Source organism: uncultured Fibrobacter sp. (genome assembly GCF_947305105.1).
Classification (GTDB): Bacteria; Fibrobacterota; Fibrobacteria; order Fibrobacterales; family Fibrobacteraceae; genus Fibrobacter.
In genome coordinates, this window is the sequence record NZ_CAMZCS010000013.1 from 1 (window position 1) to 16455 (window position 16455).

Annotated in this window: 12 protein-coding genes and 1 pseudogene; all 13 read right to left on the bottom strand. The window is 46.7% G+C overall.

Annotation, left to right across the window (positions count from 1 at the left end):
• Nucleotides 1–1804 precede the first annotated feature (1804 nt).
• Nucleotides 1805–2119 (bottom strand): annotated as a pseudogene (locus Q0Y46_RS14900) (DUF4157 domain-containing protein); the annotation flags it as partial.
• 152 nt (nt 2120–2271) lie between these two features.
• Nucleotides 2272–3183: a hypothetical protein gene (locus Q0Y46_RS07755; RefSeq protein WP_297946383.1), complete on the bottom strand. Its 912-nt coding sequence runs from the start codon at nt 3181–3183 to the stop codon at nt 2272–2274.
• Nucleotides 3184–3228: 45 nt separating this feature from the next.
• A complete protein-coding gene (locus Q0Y46_RS07760; RefSeq protein ID WP_297946386.1) occupies nt 3229–3453 on the bottom strand; it encodes a hypothetical protein in 225 nt (74 codons plus the stop codon).
• Between the two features lie 9 nt (nt 3454–3462).
• Nucleotides 3463–5718, bottom strand: coding sequence for a hypothetical protein (locus Q0Y46_RS07765; RefSeq protein WP_297946389.1), 2256 nt, complete (start codon nt 5716–5718; stop codon nt 3463–3465).
• A complete protein-coding gene (locus Q0Y46_RS07770) occupies nt 5715–7049 on the bottom strand; it encodes an ATP-binding protein (protein WP_295680053.1) in 1335 nt (444 codons plus the stop codon). The genes Q0Y46_RS07765 and Q0Y46_RS07770 overlap by 4 nt, the downstream gene beginning before the upstream one ends.
• Nucleotides 7050–7057: 8 nt before the next feature.
• Complete coding sequence (locus tag Q0Y46_RS07775) at nt 7058–8122, bottom strand: contractile injection system tape measure protein (RefSeq protein WP_297946392.1); 1065 nt, start codon at nt 8120–8122, stop codon at nt 7058–7060.
• A complete protein-coding gene (locus Q0Y46_RS07780) occupies nt 8113–9420 on the bottom strand; it encodes a hypothetical protein (RefSeq protein WP_297946394.1) in 1308 nt (435 codons plus the stop codon). The genes Q0Y46_RS07775 and Q0Y46_RS07780 overlap by 10 nt, the downstream gene beginning before the upstream one ends.
• The gene (locus Q0Y46_RS07785; protein ID WP_297946397.1) at nt 9413–10198 is read right to left on the bottom strand and encodes a hypothetical protein; all 786 of its coding nucleotides are present in this window, start codon (nt 10196–10198) and stop codon (nt 9413–9415) included. Before Q0Y46_RS07785 ends, Q0Y46_RS07780 begins: the two co-directional genes overlap by 8 nt.
• Nucleotides 10191–13262: a baseplate J/gp47 family protein gene (locus tag Q0Y46_RS07790; RefSeq protein WP_297946400.1), complete on the bottom strand. Its 3072-nt coding sequence runs from the start codon at nt 13260–13262 to the stop codon at nt 10191–10193. The genes Q0Y46_RS07785 and Q0Y46_RS07790 overlap by 8 nt, the downstream gene beginning before the upstream one ends.
• Nucleotides 13263–13272: 10 nt before the next feature.
• Complete coding sequence (locus Q0Y46_RS07795; RefSeq protein ID WP_297946403.1) at nt 13273–13677, bottom strand: GPW/gp25 family protein; 405 nt, start codon at nt 13675–13677, stop codon at nt 13273–13275.
• Nucleotides 13678–13977 carry a PAAR domain-containing protein gene (locus tag Q0Y46_RS07800; RefSeq protein ID WP_295680070.1) on the bottom strand — a complete coding sequence of 100 codons (300 nt, stop codon included), beginning with the start codon at nt 13975–13977 and terminating at the stop codon, nt 13678–13680.
• Nucleotides 13978–13986: 9 nt separating this feature from the next.
• On the bottom strand, nt 13987–15774 hold the full coding sequence (gene vgrG / locus Q0Y46_RS07805; protein WP_295680073.1) for a type VI secretion system tip protein VgrG: 1788 nt from the start codon (nt 15772–15774) through the stop codon (nt 13987–13989).
• A gap of 3 nt (nt 15775–15777) precedes the next feature.
• Complete coding sequence (locus Q0Y46_RS07810; RefSeq protein ID WP_295680077.1) at nt 15778–16455, bottom strand: hypothetical protein; 678 nt, start codon at nt 16453–16455, stop codon at nt 15778–15780.

Below are 16455 nucleotides of genomic sequence, written 5' to 3' on the forward strand. Positions count from 1 at the left end.
TCCGAAGCAAGGCTTCTGAAGCAACAGCTGGATTAACTCCACTCCGAAGCAAGGCATCTACAGCAACCGCAGGATTTACGCCACTCCGAAGCAAAGGAACGACAAAAGCATCTAAAGGAACAAGCACCTTACGCACATCTACAGCATCTTTCTTTGCTTGTAAAAAAGCGCAAATTTCGTCAGCGTTCATCCCTATCCGCTCCAAAAAATTTACATTTCCTTTTACAAACTCACTCTGAAATAAAACATTTATTGGAACTCCAAGAGCATACATAGCATCTGCAATTTCAATAGGATTAGCAACCATAGCACCCATAGCACCCAATTTTTTTACAGCGCTCAAAACATTATCTAAAGAGCAAGCATAATTATCGACCACAGGTTGCTCTTCACTAACCGCAGGTTGTGGCTGCAAAGATTTTTCATAATCTTCACAAGCATTTTTCAACAATTTTTCGCGAGCCTCTACTGCTTTGTCATTTCCTCTAATCTTCCAATTTTTAAAAGCAGTTTGATGACAACTCCAAATTGCATCGACAAAAGCCTTATAAGAAAGGTTTGATTCATCAGGAATCGCAACTTTTTCGAAATATTTTTTTACGGGTTTCGATACAGAATGGAGACTTGTAAACATATGAGGTATTTTTTCAAAAGCCCAATAAGATTCTTGATCCTGCTTACCATTTGTTTCTTTTACATTTTCTATCATTTTTTTTAAATTCTCTAAAGCCGTTCCATGAGCTCCATTATTCATATACGCAATCGGTTCGGGAATGTACCCATTTTGGGGCCCATCAGTATATCCAGTTCCCCCAGAAGTCAAATTCCAAAAAACCGTTCTCCAATTTTTCTCATATAAATTCAATATTTTGAAAAATTGAGGAAGAGACTCCCATGGTTTATTTGGTCTCCAATTGTAAATTCCCGACAAAACACAAGGGCCTTGACGACAAAAATCAATATAATATTTCCTTTTCTCTTTATCTGTTAGGCTTTTATTTATCTCATCTATAGAAGTGTCATCTCTCGCATCACTATCAATCCAACGATATAGATGAGCTCCAGAATTTTGAGACTCTTCCATAAGCATCGCTCTTGCTTCATAAAACGGGAAAGTGTACGATTGCGCCTCAGGATAATAGCCATCACTAATAGCAGAGCCATGATCAATAGTATTTACAATTATTTTTTCTTCCATCCAATTTGGGTCTATAACAACTTGTTTATCACCCAGTTTTGTAAATTTTTTTTTCATAGCATCCAGTTCTGTGGCAGACATTTTGTTAGGTTCCTTTTGGGGGACACCCTGCTTTGAAGCATCCGATTTTGAAGCACTCGTTTTTCTATCTCCCAATCCAACTAAATCATACATAAAAGGAATTATGGTTATAGAATGATATGGAAGTTTATAAGTCTCTATTTTCGACTTTACATTACGTACATAATTCTGAACTTCGTTTTCTGGCTCTCCAAGTTCTTTGTGGGAAACTTTTTTTTCATCCTTATTATAATGATATCGACAAGCATTTACTCCCATATATACGGAAGCCTGTCCCTTATATTTCCTAATTTCTCTGTTGTACAAATCACCCAACTCCGAAACTCTATCCCCCCCCCCCAAACATTCAAAAGCAATATGAGGCAAAAATTTATTAGCCATCATTCTATTTGGCAACACCTCCTTTGATCCCGTTAAATAAATATGCTTATATTCGGATACACATTGAACTGCATTATTTGAGGAGTTTATACATTTTAAAGAAAATAGTCCATTTTTTCCATTTTCCATTTCTTTGCACTGCACAGCCTTCTCCCCCATGACATCTGCTTCATGCTCCAGCCCTGCATTGTCATTCACCGGCATGCCGTTGATATTTGTAGTTGGCGAAACCCTTCCTGCCATTTGCTGAGCGACGTGCCATGCTTCATGCGGGAGGTGCTTTTCTTGTCCGGGGGCAACATGTATGTCTGTTCCTTGCGTGTATGCGAGCGCTTGCACGGTAGCGGGTTTTGAACTGTTGTAATGCACACGCACGTCGTCCATGGAGAAACCGGAGAGGCTCTCAATACCAGACTTTAAATTGTCCGGCATCCCTGTGTTGTTCGGTCTCGGGGCTTCTTCACGCTGGGCGGCGTTGTTTGCCATATCGGCTTTACGCTGGAGGGCTTCGCTTTGCGAAGATGCGTCAAGAACAGAGGATGCTGTGTTCTTTGATGCTTTTTGTATCGGTTCAATTTTTTTAGAATAATTTTGTTGCATTGTCAAATCCTCTAATAAAATGAACGGGCCCTAAATGGATACATCATGGATGTTGCTTGTTGTTTTGTTATAGCTTCTAGTTCACATATTCTGCCGTGAATCCTTCTTACTTGGTAACATCCTGCTGGCATGTTGTACAAGTCCTCATAGGAGTATGTGTTCCAGTATTTGTTGGGGGTATTAAGAATATGGAACCGGAATCGATGCCCCAGGTTTTGAATTGCGGAGTCGATGTCGCTAGAATGCCTTTCTCGAGTTAATATGATGTTGACTCTTGCGGTAAATAATCTTTGTGGCGAGAAAAACGGATGGTAGAATCGCTCTTGCCTTGCGCGGCCTAATGAATGAAAGGCGACGTCGTTGTTGCTTGGCAAAAAATCATTTTGATCTTGGTATTGTCCTTCGTCTGGGCTTGGGCCGGGGTTCTGCATAATCAAATCGCACCTTGTAATGTTTGTGTTATTGGTGAATCGCTGGTATAGTAACCCAGCGATGACTGTACCCCTGCTGAATCCTGTGATGGTTAAATGTATTTTTCCTAATGCTCTTATTCGCCTGTTGAGCAATAGGGTCGCCGCGTTGACTATGGCATTTATGCTTGGCGAGGCGCTTGATGCTCCGCCCATTGCCGATGCTCCCGAAAATGTGTACTCTTCTGTCGAATTGCCTGCATTGCTGGGGCCGTTACCTTGGTTTCCCCATGTTTGTTGGGGGCTGCCCTCTTTAAAATTGATTTTTATAGTATGTACTGGTTCTGCGGGCTTTAATTGCGTTAACGCCTTTGTCTGAGCGGTGTTGTTTATTAAGTCCGCTTTGCGCTGCAGGCTTACGTTTTGCGAGGAATCGTCAAGAATGGAGGCTGCTTCGGGGGCGGCCTTTTGCTGCGCGGGAGCTTGTTGTTGAGCGTACTGCTGTGCAGGCATTTTTTCCTCGGCGTTTGGGTTTAAGTCTCTTTGGCGGGTTTGCTTTTAGGCGAGTTCTTCTTCCTCTTCGGGGAGGGCTTCGCGCTGGATAGACTTGCCCTGCACGGGTTCTTCCTCATCTTCGAGGGAGATGCGCTGGAGTGCTCCGTCAGCGAGGTCGGCTTTGCGCTGGAGGCTTGCGCCCTGGGCGGAATCGTCCATGATGCTTGCGGCGTTGTTGTTGGCCACTCGCTGGAGGGTGTCGTTTTTTTGCGTGTAAGTAGCGTTCATTTTTTTCTCCTATTTGATGTTCCTTTTGGGTAAATCGGTGCTTTGGTACACTTTCAATAGCGAAACTGCGATTACGGAAAGTAAGAGTATGACGATGGGCAAAAACCGGATGGCGCTTGAGAGTGTTGCGGTTACTGGGTCGAAGAACATGAGAATGGTCGTGGTCAGTGCTGGTGGCAGAATCACAACACCCACGAACAGGGCGAGGTGCTTGTCGAAAAAGGCACTCGCGGTGCAAGAGATAAAATAAGCGAGCAGCAGCATGATGACAATGGCGTACACCAGTGTATTCAGCAGCCGGAATATCCAACGGTACATGCAAAAGAACGGGACTGCTTCTCGAACTTGCGAATTGAAGGTGATGTCAATGTCATCTTTTTTATAGAACTTGTTTATGCAAGTCCCGATGTTGCCAGAGCTGCCGCATAGATTGGCGGCATCCATGTCTGTAAAGAAAGGGGCGATTCCCATTCCGTAGTATGTGTCGTTGTAGTAAGAGATGTCGTCGCTCAGTTGGTCCCATTGAATTCTATTTAACCAGATTACGGGGGCGAGCGCTTTCCGGACAATATGACGGTCATCTCCTTTGAGACGTAGGCTTAAATCGTTATGGAGTAGTCGGTTGCTGCGAGAAAAGGGCTCTTCGTTTATCACTAATAGCCGGTTTGATAGACTATCAATGATTTCTTCTATTGGTGGCTTCACCCCGTTTACGCTTTCGGGCTCGGTGATGATTTTACGGAAGTTTTTATAGGTGTAAATTCCTCTGGAAATGTCGGTTGTGATGGAATCGTTGCGAAAACTATAAATGTCTTTGGAGAGTTCTATACGGTCTGCCATCATGTTCAATTGTGCGTCGAGATTTTTTGCACGCATCCTCTTATGCAGATTTTTGAAAAATTCGTTGAAGATTGCCGTTGATGCCGAATCGGTGGGATAGTTCTTGAAATAGAGGGTGACGCCGTCACCGCGGAATCCGTTGTCGTCGCCGGAGAAACTCAGGTGGTTCACGATGCGCTGGAATAAGGAATTATTTTTTTCGCTCACCAATGAGTCGATTTCATTGGAGAGGGTGCTGAAGAATGTTGCAAGTTGTTCAGGGGTCTTGTATGTTGACCAGTTGGATTTCGTTACAATCCAATCCATTTTGACATAATGCCTGTGTGCCGTGGCCACGAAATTGGAAAAACCTTTTTTGTTTAGGTAGGCGAGCGCGGGCATGCCCGAGGGCATGTGGAGTAGCCCTTCTGCGTCGGCGTATAAACTGAAAAAAGAAATCCGGGTTAATGCGCTGAAATCAATCCACTTGGTGGTATCTCCGGCTAGCCAGTAGGGGTATATGCCGATAACTTCTCCGTTAAGTTGATCTTGGAGGCTGCATCCGCAACCATTGTCATTCCATACAATTGGCTTGCTGTCGTCAAATGCGATTTCGATTTGCATCGCCTTGTTTACAGAACGTTCCTGCATCTTCATATAGAGGGTATCGAGTAGTGTGAATGCTCGGTACCATCGTTCGTCGCTGCAACTGTGCCCTTGATACCATTTTAAGATTTTGATGCGCTCGTCGGGTGTTAGTTTGCGTGGTTCGTTTCTTTTTGCGCCAGATTTGCCGGCCTTGTTCTGTTGCTCCTGTTCCTGCATTGGAAGCTTTTGCTTGATGAGATCGTAAAAAGCATCAATTTCTTTATTGCCCCAAACGACGGAATCAAATAAATCAATAGCATTTGCGGTGTCTATGCAAATTCCAAGGGAGAGCGCCAAAAGTGATACTGCATAGTGGCGAGCGGGTAGAGAATCGATGAACCGAATGCCTTGCAAACTTGTTAGTAAATTGAGTGTTGGCGTAGAAAATGAATCGTCATTGATGTCTTGGACTATTTTTTGTTTGAGTTTGCTCATCCCAATTGAGTCAATCCAAATTTTCTCAATTAGCGAATCTCCCCAAACTGAAGATCTCTTCATTTCGATGACGGCCGCATCGCCGGAAATAAAGTTGTTGATTGTTCTTGAGAACTGCGGATAATCATGGATGTCGTTTGCAACCAAAGCGAGTAGTTCTTCACGGGTGTTGCTTCTCCAGTCAATGTATTTGTTGAGGATTTCAAAGATTTCCGTGGTGTCGTTCTTTTTGCTTTCTTCTACGTATTTTACAATGTTATCGGCAGTGACCTCGTAAGTACAGAGCTCACATATTTCCGCATGAGCGGCGACAGCAAATACGACGGCTAAACTACGCACAAGATTTCGGATAATGCGCATCATAATGCTTTTCCTTCTTTTTGAAGTTCTTTGGATATACCTTGTATCAAATCTAGTCTGGTTATCTTTTTTCGTTTGTCTATAATTGCGGACAGTGCTGCGTAGCGTGCGACGTTGGTGAGCGCACCACCGGCCAGTTCGTATTTTTCTGCGAAATATTCAAAATTCTCTTCGCGATTTTCTACGTCGGTCTTTTCGAAGATGTTTTTCCACAAAATAAGGCGTTCTTCTGGCTCGGGCATGGGGAAATAGACCGCACTCTGGAAGCGGCGTGAAAAGGCTTCGTCGATATTTGACTTGAGGTTACTTGCCAAGATGACGATGCCCGGGAAATCTTCTACGCGTTGCAACAGGTAAGAGATTTCTTGGTTGGCGGCACGGTCGTTGGAATTGCTGGTTTGCGTCCTTGCGCCAAAGAGGGAATCGGCCTCGTCAAAGAAGAGTATCCAGTTACGGCTTTCGGCCTGGTCAAAAATGCCGGAGAGGTTTTTCTCGGTCTCGCCGATGTATTTGGAAATTACCTGCGAAAGGTCTACGCGGTAAACGTCCATGTTCATTTTTTTGCCGATGAGAGTCGCTGTCAATGTCTTGCCTGTGCCGGGCGGGCCATAAAAGAGGACGCGGTAACCGCTCTTGAGGTTTTTGCGCAACCCGAACCCGTCCAGAACTTCTTCGGAGTGGCCAATCCAGGTAACGAGCTGGTCGATTTCTTGCCTTGTTGTTTCGGCAAGGACAAGGTCTTCCCATTCTAAACGGGAGGTGATGAGCTTTGCCGGAAAGTGCATGCTGTAATCGGGCTTGTTTTGCACGCCGGTAGTGAAGTATTCCAAGTATTCCGAAGAAATGCGGAGTGCCGCAGAATTTTTGGGCTCGCCAGGTTCGCCGTATTCAAGTTGTAGGATCCGCTTCAAGACGAGTTTATGGTCGCTGTCGAAAATCCGCATGGCCTCCATGCGGCGCGAAAGGTCGTTGCCGGCGAGCAAGAAGAGCGCTGTTTCGCAGGTGGGCAAAAATCCTGAGTGGCTTTTCCCGTGCCACCCGCCGAATTCCGTGTAAGGCCTGCCGAGCAGTTTGTTGTTCAAGAAGAACGAATCGAGCGCTTGTGGGCAAAGGTGCGGGAGCAGTGCGAGCGTGAGCACTAGCCGCTCGTCAAAACCGAGCTGCATTTCGGTGACGATTTTCCCGTAGGGCGATTTTGAGGTGAGTTCTGGAGGTGTGCACTGCTGTATATCCAGCATTTTGCGTTCATCGTTGTCGGCGCAAAAATACTGCTCAAAACGCAGGTCTATGACCTCGCGGCACCAGTCGATTTCGTTCTTGAGCGATTCTTCCATTTTCACCTCTAGCGCCACTTCACATGCAAGGGAGTCTTCATCCAGGATAGTTTTACGGTAGAGTATCCCCACGGCAGCTTGTCGAGCAGCATGTCGTATGTGGAACTTTCAACCGAGAGTTCTTGCCCTTCTTCGCCATTTTCCAAGATTCCCCGGCGAATCAGGAAAGAGGCTCGCAAGCCGTCGGCAGATGTGTGCCCAAGAGCGCCCCAGTTCGCGATAACCCCTTGGAGCAGGCTGTCTGCCAGTGCCTTCAGTTCGTCTGAAATCGGGGGCAGTTCCGTGAGCTTTTCTCCGGCATCGAATCCGCAGATTAGTTGTGCTATCGACTTTTCGGCCTTGGGCGGTTCGTAGCTACCGCAAACCGTGTAGTTCAGGAGCGCAACGGCCATTTTTTTGCTCCCGTCGTCGATGAATTTGCCTGCTTTTATGCACCCTGCCTTTTCGAGGAGCATCGGTATGTACGGAGTGAGCAGCACGATGCCGCTGTCCCCTGCGTGCGGCTGGCGCGGCGCAGGAGCGGTCGGTTTCTTTTGCCCGAGCGATTTCAATTTTTCAAAAACGCTACATGCGATTTGCCGGATGTCGAGCCCCGGATTTTGTGCTTGGACTCGTTTCAAGATGACTTCGGCAACGCGCAATGGGTCAAATTTTTCGTCGGCATGTTCCAGGCACCATTCGGCGATGCAGTTGTTGATGAGCTTTTCGAGCATCGTTGATTTTTCAAGAGTAAGGCGCTGGCCGCAGGAATCTTGCAAGATTTTTGCGACAGGGATACACTGCCTTTTGAGCAGGTCCATTTTGACTTGCTTCTTGAATTCTTCGGGCAATTTCTGGAGAATGTGGCCGAGCGGGTCTTGTGCAGAGATTGTCCCAAGGTCTATAGAAAGTTTGTCTAAAATTATATCTTCGCCTTCGGGGGCAAGCGAATCGAGGATGCTGTCCAGAGTTTCCATCAAGCCGTTTCGTGCGAAATCGTAAAGACGGCTCTCGATGTCGTTCGCCTGTTCGGGGTTGGCGCAGGTCAGGTCCAGAGTCATGTCGCCGATGCGGTTACATTCAATCATAGCCATAATGCCTCCGAAACGTAGTCTTCATGTCCATCGAGCCATTTCTTTGCCGTGTCCGTTCTTTCGGCGCTCCTGTAAAATTCTTCGGACATTTCCGAAGTCACCCAGTAAAAGATGGGGACCAGATGGGCGGGCAGTTCGTCACGGATAAAGCGCTCTATTCCTGCCCGCTTTTTTTGTGTATTGGTGTATGGTGTTTCGTTCGACCAGACAACGTATATTTTGCCGAATCCGTTTTCGAGATAGATGCCGTCCAGTGCGTGCATGTGTATGGAGGATTCCTTGCTAGACAATGGGATGCCAAGCATCGTCTCTATTCGGGGTTTCCACCAGATGCCGCAGCGATGGAGGTGGAGTTCGGGCAAGTGTCGCAGGTAACGTACTTTGGCGCGGAGTAAATTCCGGTATGTGGTGGTTGCATCCATGACTATTTCGCTGTCCGTATTGTCGTTTTCCCGCAACAACAGGAATAGTTCTTCTGGGAATTTGACTCCGTACATGGCGAGCATCTGGTTCAAGATTTGGTTGTAGTGCTCAAGATCGGTCTTGAGGGAATATACCGAGAATATGTCGGCAAAGTCTTGCATTGCTTGCAAGAAAATCAAGAAGATATGCTCTATCGGTTCCAGATATTTTTTGAGCTCGTCGGCGTTTTTGCTGTAACGGTAAATTGAAGGGAACTGCTCAATTAGGGGTGTAAAATCCATAAAGTTGCATGGATTGCCCTTCGGCAAACTTAGCGAAGTATTTTCGCGAATTTCGAATAACGTTTTGTGTTGGTGGTGTATCGGTTCAGTCTTGCCTTCGCTAATGGTAATGTTGCTGACTTTCTCGCCAAGGCAACGCCAGTTGCTCCAGAGAGTCGAGAATTTTTCTGCAAGAGAATCGCTGGATTCTGTGGATGATTCTGCCGGCCAAAGGCGAACTGAATAGATTCCTGGAGATTCTACATGGAACAGGACTCGCTCACAGTCAAGTTTGGTTTTGAAAAAGTGCTCGTAATCGTGGCGTGTTACGGGGAATTGCCGCATGATTTGTTCGCGGCTGTAAAGCGCTTCGCGGCTATAGTCTATTTTGCCGTCTGCTTGCGCAAGGAATGTTTCGATGTCAAATCCAGTTTTGTAACCCAAATCGGTCAGGGCGAAGACTATCTGCTCCAGGATAGTGATGCCCGGATCGTGCGGGTTGTAATCGGTCCAAACGTTTCCGCACAGTTTTTGGATATAACGGATGCCTTCGAGGCGAAGCGTCTCGTAGTCAAGCTCCTGTGGCTCCGTAATTTTTTTAAGCTGCTTAATCAAGGGCCGTTACCATGAAGTTATCGTACCAGAGTTTTGTCAGGCGGTAGCGTATGTAAGAACCGTCTTTATAAGCGCAGTGAACGCGCAGTTGTAACTTGAAGCTGTATTTTTTGCTTCCCGATTTCCAGCGCACGTCAATTTTCGAACCGCGCCCGCCGTAATATGACTGCGTCTTGTTTATTTTACTGTGTCCGTGAAAAACGTTCAAGGCAATGGCGTGAGTCAGTGCGAAGCGTCCTTCGTCTTCTTGGCCTCCGGCACCTGCCATAATTTCAAATGCCTGGCAACCGCTCATCTCGTCGGTGATGTCGTGCCATTTTCCATCGGTGGGGACTTTAAATTTTTCGTTTTCTTTGCCAATACGCCCTGAGGAGGCGATAATGCCATGAACGTCCAGTTCGCATTCGGGCTCGCGCGTGCCGATACCAACGGCAATGTCTTTTTTTTCGCTGTCGGGCTGGGGCCCCACCAACGAGAGTACGCTTGACGCTTCGTCAACTCCGGGGGTACTCAGGTGCATCCCGCTCCGCTCCGCATTCATGTCCAAGCGCATTTCGGCCTGCCACAAGGGTTGGCCTTCGGTGGAGTTCTCATAAAAGCTCATCAACTTGCCGGAATCTGTGATTTGCGAAATTTTGAGACCGGTCTCGCGAGTTTTTTCAATTCCTTCTTCTTCCATGTTGACCATGGAATCAATGAGGTCAATAAAGTCTTCTTCGCAGGGCATTTGTCCTGCTTTGAATCGATTTTTCAAAAGGGAGCGATTTAATTTAGCCATTGTTTCTCCTCTGTATGATAAAGGTGGAGCCGACTTCGAGATCGCCGTAGCCTATGGTGATGTCTCGGAATTCTTCAACTTTTGTAACAACATTGATAAAATGCTTTTTCATGGGTGTGAGAATGCTCCATGGGTATGTGCCGCGAATTTGGTTGGTGTTGTTTTCTCCAGTTTCTTCCATATGGTAATCGGTGTGGTCTTTGGAACTGATGCGGAGTACAGAAAAGTCATGGACCGCTTCAACATAGGGCAAACTTTGAATGAACATCAGGAGGCGTTCTTTGTCAAGTGTACAACCAAAAAATTGCGTCAATCCACCTTCATTCCATGGAGAAAGGTAATGGTTGATTTGTTCATTCAGTTTCAGAAGCTGTTCACCTTCATTGATGTCGTTGACAAAATCCACATTGCAGCGCACCTGTATTTTTTCGAATTGCGGGTTTATGACGACGATTTTCGAAAAAGCCGAAGTCCGTTGTTTTAGGAAGGTTTTGATGTTGTCCAAAATCATTCCGCTCAGGCATGGGTCCCAAATACGGCCTTCGTCGTAAAGGGGAGAAACGGGGACAACGAGCATATGCCCAGGGCATGCGACATCGGGTGTTTTGGGGTTGAGCCCGGCGAAGCACTTGACCAAGTGTACGTCGGGGAATTCTTCCAGAATCATGCGTTCACAGTCTTTTGCAGTCAAAACACGATTGCGGTGGTACAGGTATTCGGCAACGCGGGTTCGCATTCCGTCGTCATCTTCTTCGGGCTCCCCGCCAAAGGTCTCGTCGAATTGATAGACCTCCGAAATGCCGCTGATACTTTCTACCAGCGTGTCAATGCTTCCTGGCTTGCAGTGGCTGAAGTTTTGTATTTGCCCAAAACCTCCGCAGCGCACGACTTCGACTGCTTGCGCATAGACCGAGAAGAGGCTACTGCAATGGCGCCATTCTCCTTGGGGCTCCAAGCGAATCCAGCATAGCCCTTGAGGCATCATGGGGGAGTCTACCTGGAAATCCTTGGGGAGCGAAAGCGAGACAATCCCGGAGGTTGTAAAGTTTGCCGTTGTGTTGTACAATATGTTGTCGGCAGAGAGTTTCATCCATCCGTTTGTTCCCAGGTAAGCCCAAAGGAATCCGATTTCGTCTTCTCCGTAAATGTTGTCGGAATCGCGATTCATCTGGAAATATAGATTGACTTTTTTGCCGGCGGCTGTCGGTGAAAGCCCTAGAAAGAGAGCCCCGTCCTGGAGTTTCAAGTGATTCTTTGTGCTGATTCCCCAAGGCCGCAAGAACACGATTTGCCCATCGCTATGATCTCTGCGCCTCATATTGATTTCTGCGGTGGCGGTATAATTGACAGAAAGATTTTCCAGTTCCGGTGTGTAGGGCTGATTCGGCAAATCAAGTTCTGCACCCAAGTTCTTTTTGATGGCTTGGTGCATCAGGCTGCCACAAAGGACTTTCGAATATTCCTGATGCAAAAAGGCTTTTTCGGGCGATGCCAATTTTAGTTTGAAGAATCCGTCGCGTGAACTTGGCGTGAATTCAAAATTTTCGGCATCGTAATTTTGGCTGAACGATTTCCCGCCAAGAACACTGTCGCACGTTATGGAAAATTTGTTAGAAATGCTGTCGGGATGGGATTCGAATAAGTCGTAGAGTACAGGTGTTTGCGAACTGGACGGGTACCAGTATCCGCCCAACAAAGCCGATACCGACACTTTGAAATCTCGAGTAAGGGGAGCATCGGGGTATTGTTTGTACCAATCGCAGAAATTTCGCGTGTTGGGAATTCCGCGCCAGTTTCCGCGAATTTCGAAGGACGAAAGTCTCTTGCCCCGGATTTCTTCGCAACCTACGACAAATGAGTTCCCCAGAGCGGGCAGGGGGCCGAACGGCTGTACCGGAGTGTTCATTGAAAGCGGCCCGATATCGCTGCTGAGTGCGAGCCGTCTGCAACCCGTCACTTTTGTTTGTAACCTCACCTCGCGCAAGACCATGTTCCTGAAGTTTTTCCATGGATTGTACGACGAACTTGATGTCATGAGAATGCGCATCACAGGGTGATTCATGGTGAAATCTTTGCCATGAACAGAGGGGTCGCAATTTACGATTGACGGGGCCATATCCGGAATTTGGAAAATTAGGCCAATGCTGTTCGGGAGGTATTGAGGGTCTAGGACACATGACTCGAGTTGGTATCCCTCCGCTTCGTACCAGCCTTCTTCTGTTGTAAGCGATATGCGAAATGCGTTTGAAAATACTCTGAGGAACTGTTCGGGGCTTTGTCCTTTCTCTAGGAGTGTGCCTTTGACTGATTCTTCTTCAAAAACCATCTGTACCCTTATACGTCGGGTACCCTCGTTCAGGTAGAGTAATCGTGAAGATACGGCTAATCCGACTCGTGCATATTGCGAGGTTGTTACGCGGTCGCCAGATCGTGTGAGGCCGAACAACGGATAGGGCGTATGTTCCTTGCTTTCTAGGGCCTGCTCCGGTGTATAGGTGGGGATTTCCGTAAACATCGGAGCGCTGTTTTCGGGAATGGCAAGGGTTAAAATCTTTTGTACCTGAGTGTCGTTGAGTTCGGCGTTGGTTACGGATTCAAACTCAATGGTTTCGCCTTCTTCGTTTGTGCCTGCGGTAAATCGCGTTCCTTTGGGTAATTTGTAGTTGAAATCTTCTACCTCGATGGGGAATACGATATGGGCATGGTCACCATGTGCTTCGTTTGGCTTTTCTCCGAGCACTTTGCGGAAATAGAAGTCAATACGGCGTTCCGGCAATTCGTTCAGGTGCTTTTGGATGTGCTCTAGAAGTTTTGCGAATATGGCGTAAATGGCTGCCGAGGGTTCTGCATTCCCGTCGGCCTCCGATTCAATGGCGCGCACTAGGGCCGGAATATCTTTTTTATCGAGGACTTGCGGGCAATCGTGTTGCTGCTCGTAATCGTAGATTTTTTCGAGTAGCTGCTCTAAGGACATGTCGTTGATTGCGACAAAATCCCTCGCTAGTTCCTTGAACGAGCGGGCTTGCTGACTCAATCCATCATTGACGAAAACGTGGTCCTTCACAAATATTCCCTTATATTGAGGTGTCTGTAGCTTCGTTTATGTAGAACGGATACACCAAATTGCGGCGGCTGTTGGTGGCGATGATTTTGTAATAGATGCAGATTTCCATTACCTCGTCCATTGCTTCTGCTTTAATGTCAATGTTCTCTATTTCAATTCTTGGCTCGAATTGTTTTATGGCATCCTTGATTTCGTCCGTGATTTGCAGGAGTGTCACGTTGCTGTAATCATTGAAACAATACTTATGGATGCCGCAACCGAATTCGGGGCGCATTATGCGTTCGCCAGGGTGTGTCCCTAGCAAAATGCGCAGGCTCTCTTCGATGTCTTCTTCGGCTTCGGACATGGTGACGGTGCCATTTTCAAATTTCAATGGGAATTTCCACCCACGTCCAAGAAAAGTCAGAGAATCCATTTATCCTCCTATCTGCACCGTAGGGCAACCCAAGACGATGGTGCCGCCATGAGCGGTGGAATCGCCCATGCGCGCGGCGGGTTTCTTGTTAATCATGACCGTGGCGGAACCTTTGACAATTACGTCGGGAGGGCCTGAGCATACGCAGTTGTCTCCCATGACGGCGGCGGGCATGCCGCCAATCAAGACGGTGGGAACTCCGGGGCCGATGACTGGCCCGCCTACGTGCGGTACAGGCGGAACAGCGGGAGTCTGCATGGGGCATGTGTGCATATCGGTAATTCTTGCTGCTGGTGGCATATTTTCTCCCTAGTTGATCATGACCATGGCGCCCTTGACAACGGTCTGTCCCGAAGCCGAAATTTCTGCCGTGGCAGTCCCTTGGGCCTTGAGCCCGACTTTTGCTTTGAATTCTACGTTCAAACCTTCGCCTTTCAGGTCTGTTGCCGATTTGAGGATGATGCCGCCCTTGGCATCGACATTGAATTTCCCTTTGGTGCTGACGACGATATCCTTCGGCGAATCAAATTTGATTCCGCTGCTGCTCATTTCGACTTTGTTCTTGTCGGGATCTTCCAGAGATATTTTTTTGCCATCGTCGTCCAGTACGATTTTTCTTTTTCCCGGGGTGGTTATTGTAATGGATTTTTTTTCTTCGTCAAAAACAACACTGAGTTTTGCTCGGGTTAAAAGTTGCTTGATGTTGTTTGGCTGTTCTAGTTTCTGTGGGACATTGTTTTTTGAACTGTAGAGGCTCCCGAGAATTACAGGGCTGGATGGGTCTCCGTTAAAAAATCCGAGTACGACTTCGTCGCCTTTTTCTGGGAAAAAGAACCCGCCAATACCGTTGGAGGCGTATGGAGTCCCGAGGCGAGCCCATATTGTTTTTTCATCGCCTTGCATCAGAGGGATTTTTACTTTGACTCGATTGAGTTTGTCTGGATCGTCGTTAATCTGTTCGACAATGCCTGTCATGAGGCCCGTGATTCCACAGTTGTAACCGGAAGCTGCTGGAGCCATGGTATTGAATTTTTCGGCATACCATTCTTTTTTCATCCCAAAGGAGAAGGTCGTTTTCCAAAAGGCGGGCTCTAAGTGGTGGCGTATTCCCGATACGAGGGCGTCGCCATTAAAACGTGTGCTTATATAATCAAGTTTGAGCTTTTCGCCTAAATTTACTTTTGCGTTCCCGATGCATGTCGCATTGCCATAAATGCGGGAAAGTTCATTTTTTAGTTGTTCCGCTTTTGCCCAAGCTTTGAGTGTGTTGCTGTCTATTGGAGAATTTGTTTGCAATAAGGCGTTTGGTATGGGGAGGGCTTTTTGCAAATCAGTTGCAGCTAGGTTTCCTTGAGATTGAACGGTTTGCGCATCGGAATTGTTGGAAATCATATCTTGTTTGGTGATATCCCAGGAACATGATACCGCTTTTTTTATTTGGTTCTCGGCATCAACTGTCGCATTGAAATCAATGAGGTCGGTTCCCCAAGTGAGCGAAATGGCCGCATTCCCTCCGGCGGCAATGGGTTTTATTGAAAGGCCTTTGTTATCTGCCAATAACCAGCAACCATTTGCTTCGGCTCGGGTCATGATGAAATCCCAGTCTGTGCAGTAATATTGCAATATTTCTTTATGGGCGGCGCCCCCCATGGATGAGCTGATGTCCACATTATATTTTGATGTTATTTCGGAGACGATTTTGTCGTCGGTCTTGTTCACATAACATACGCTTTGGCGTGATTTTGTCATTGCGATTGCCTTGTGGCGGCACTCGATCTTTGTACAACTTCTTCCATTTGCTTGAGTGGTGACCCCTAGGCGTACGATTGTGCCTGTAAAAATAGGCTCAAGATTTGCATCGTATCCCGCTTTGAGCGTAATCTCCTTGCCTGGCTTTAATTGGTCATCTTCACACAGCTCAAATTTACCTCTGGTGATATCTCCATCGGCAAGGACAATCGTTGCCTTTGGGATACAATTGATGTGATAATCTACATCTGCAGATAAAATCGTCGTCGTTGAAGGTAATGCTTTCCCTCCACAGAAAAGCGCGCATTCAACAACCTGGCTGGCACTATTTAAAGGAGACTCTGGCATCTTTTACTCTCTGATTGGCGGAAATTCCAGCATCATCCCTGGCTTAATCTGTCTGAAATTTGTCAAGCCGTTGATTCGTGCTATTTGAAGATAATACGAGGGGTCGTTATAGATACGATTGCACATCAGCGGTAAAGTATCGCCTGCTTTTACTTCTACAAGGTGTGTTAAATCAGGAGATTTGTATTCTTCGTACGGCCAACCCTCAGAAAAATCTTGGACGAGATCCAAAGTGACTTCAGCGCGTAATGGGACTCCTTTGACGTTGAATAAAGTGTAATCTGTTTTTAGCCCTGAAGCATAAGCCGTAAAAGACATTCCGCACCAATGTATTTTTATTATGGGGACATTATGAGCTTCTCCATAAGGCATAATGGTTGCTTTTTTCAGGCAATCCATCATATCTTTGATGCTGTTGCATCCTTTGGGCCACAAATCTTTTGGAATCGCTCCCGTTGCATCGAGGAGGATGGTCGAAAGTTTGAATGTCGAACTTTTGAGCATGTGGAATTCTTGATTTATTCTTCCATCGAAAAAAGAAACCTTTTCAATTCCATCGATGACTGTAAATGTTTCTGGGTTCAACATGACGCTGAACGGGTCCCGATTAGGGATGCGTTGCAATTTTTTCCCGCTTTTGAAATATGGGACTAATGTCAACCTACTTAGATGTTGTGACAT

Bases quoted from the DNA above. Each gene is read 5' to 3' on its own strand.
- Q0Y46_RS07755 (WP_297946383.1), bottom strand. From the start codon at position 3,183: ATGCCTGCACAGCAGTACGCTCAACAACAAGCTCCCGCGCAGCAAAAG.
- Q0Y46_RS07795 (WP_297946403.1), bottom strand. From the start codon at position 13,677: ATGGATTCTCTGACTTTTCTTGGACGTGGGTGGAAATTCCCATTGAAA.
- Q0Y46_RS07775 (WP_297946392.1), bottom strand. From the start codon at position 8,122: ATGGCTATGATTGAATGTAACCGCATCGGCGACATGACTCTGGACCTG.
- Q0Y46_RS07770 (WP_295680053.1), bottom strand. From the start codon at position 7,049: ATGGAAGAATCGCTCAAGAACGAAATCGACTGGTGCCGCGAGGTCATA.
- vgrG (WP_295680073.1), bottom strand. From the start codon at position 15,774: ATGCCAGAGTCTCCTTTAAATAGTGCCAGCCAGGTTGTTGAATGCGCG.
- Q0Y46_RS07800 (WP_295680070.1), bottom strand. From the start codon at position 13,977: ATGCCACCAGCAGCAAGAATTACCGATATGCACACATGCCCCATGCAG.
- Q0Y46_RS07810 (WP_295680077.1), bottom strand. From the start codon at position 16,455: ATGTCACAACATCTAAGTAGGTTGACATTAGTCCCATATTTCAAAAGC.
- Q0Y46_RS07760 (WP_297946386.1), bottom strand. From the start codon at position 3,453: ATGAACGCTACTTACACGCAAAAAAACGACACCCTCCAGCGAGTGGCC.
- Q0Y46_RS07765 (WP_297946389.1), bottom strand. From the start codon at position 5,718: ATGATGCGCATTATCCGAAATCTTGTGCGTAGTTTAGCCGTCGTATTT.
- Q0Y46_RS07785 (WP_297946397.1), bottom strand. From the start codon at position 10,198: ATGGCTAAATTAAATCGCTCCCTTTTGAAAAATCGATTCAAAGCAGGA.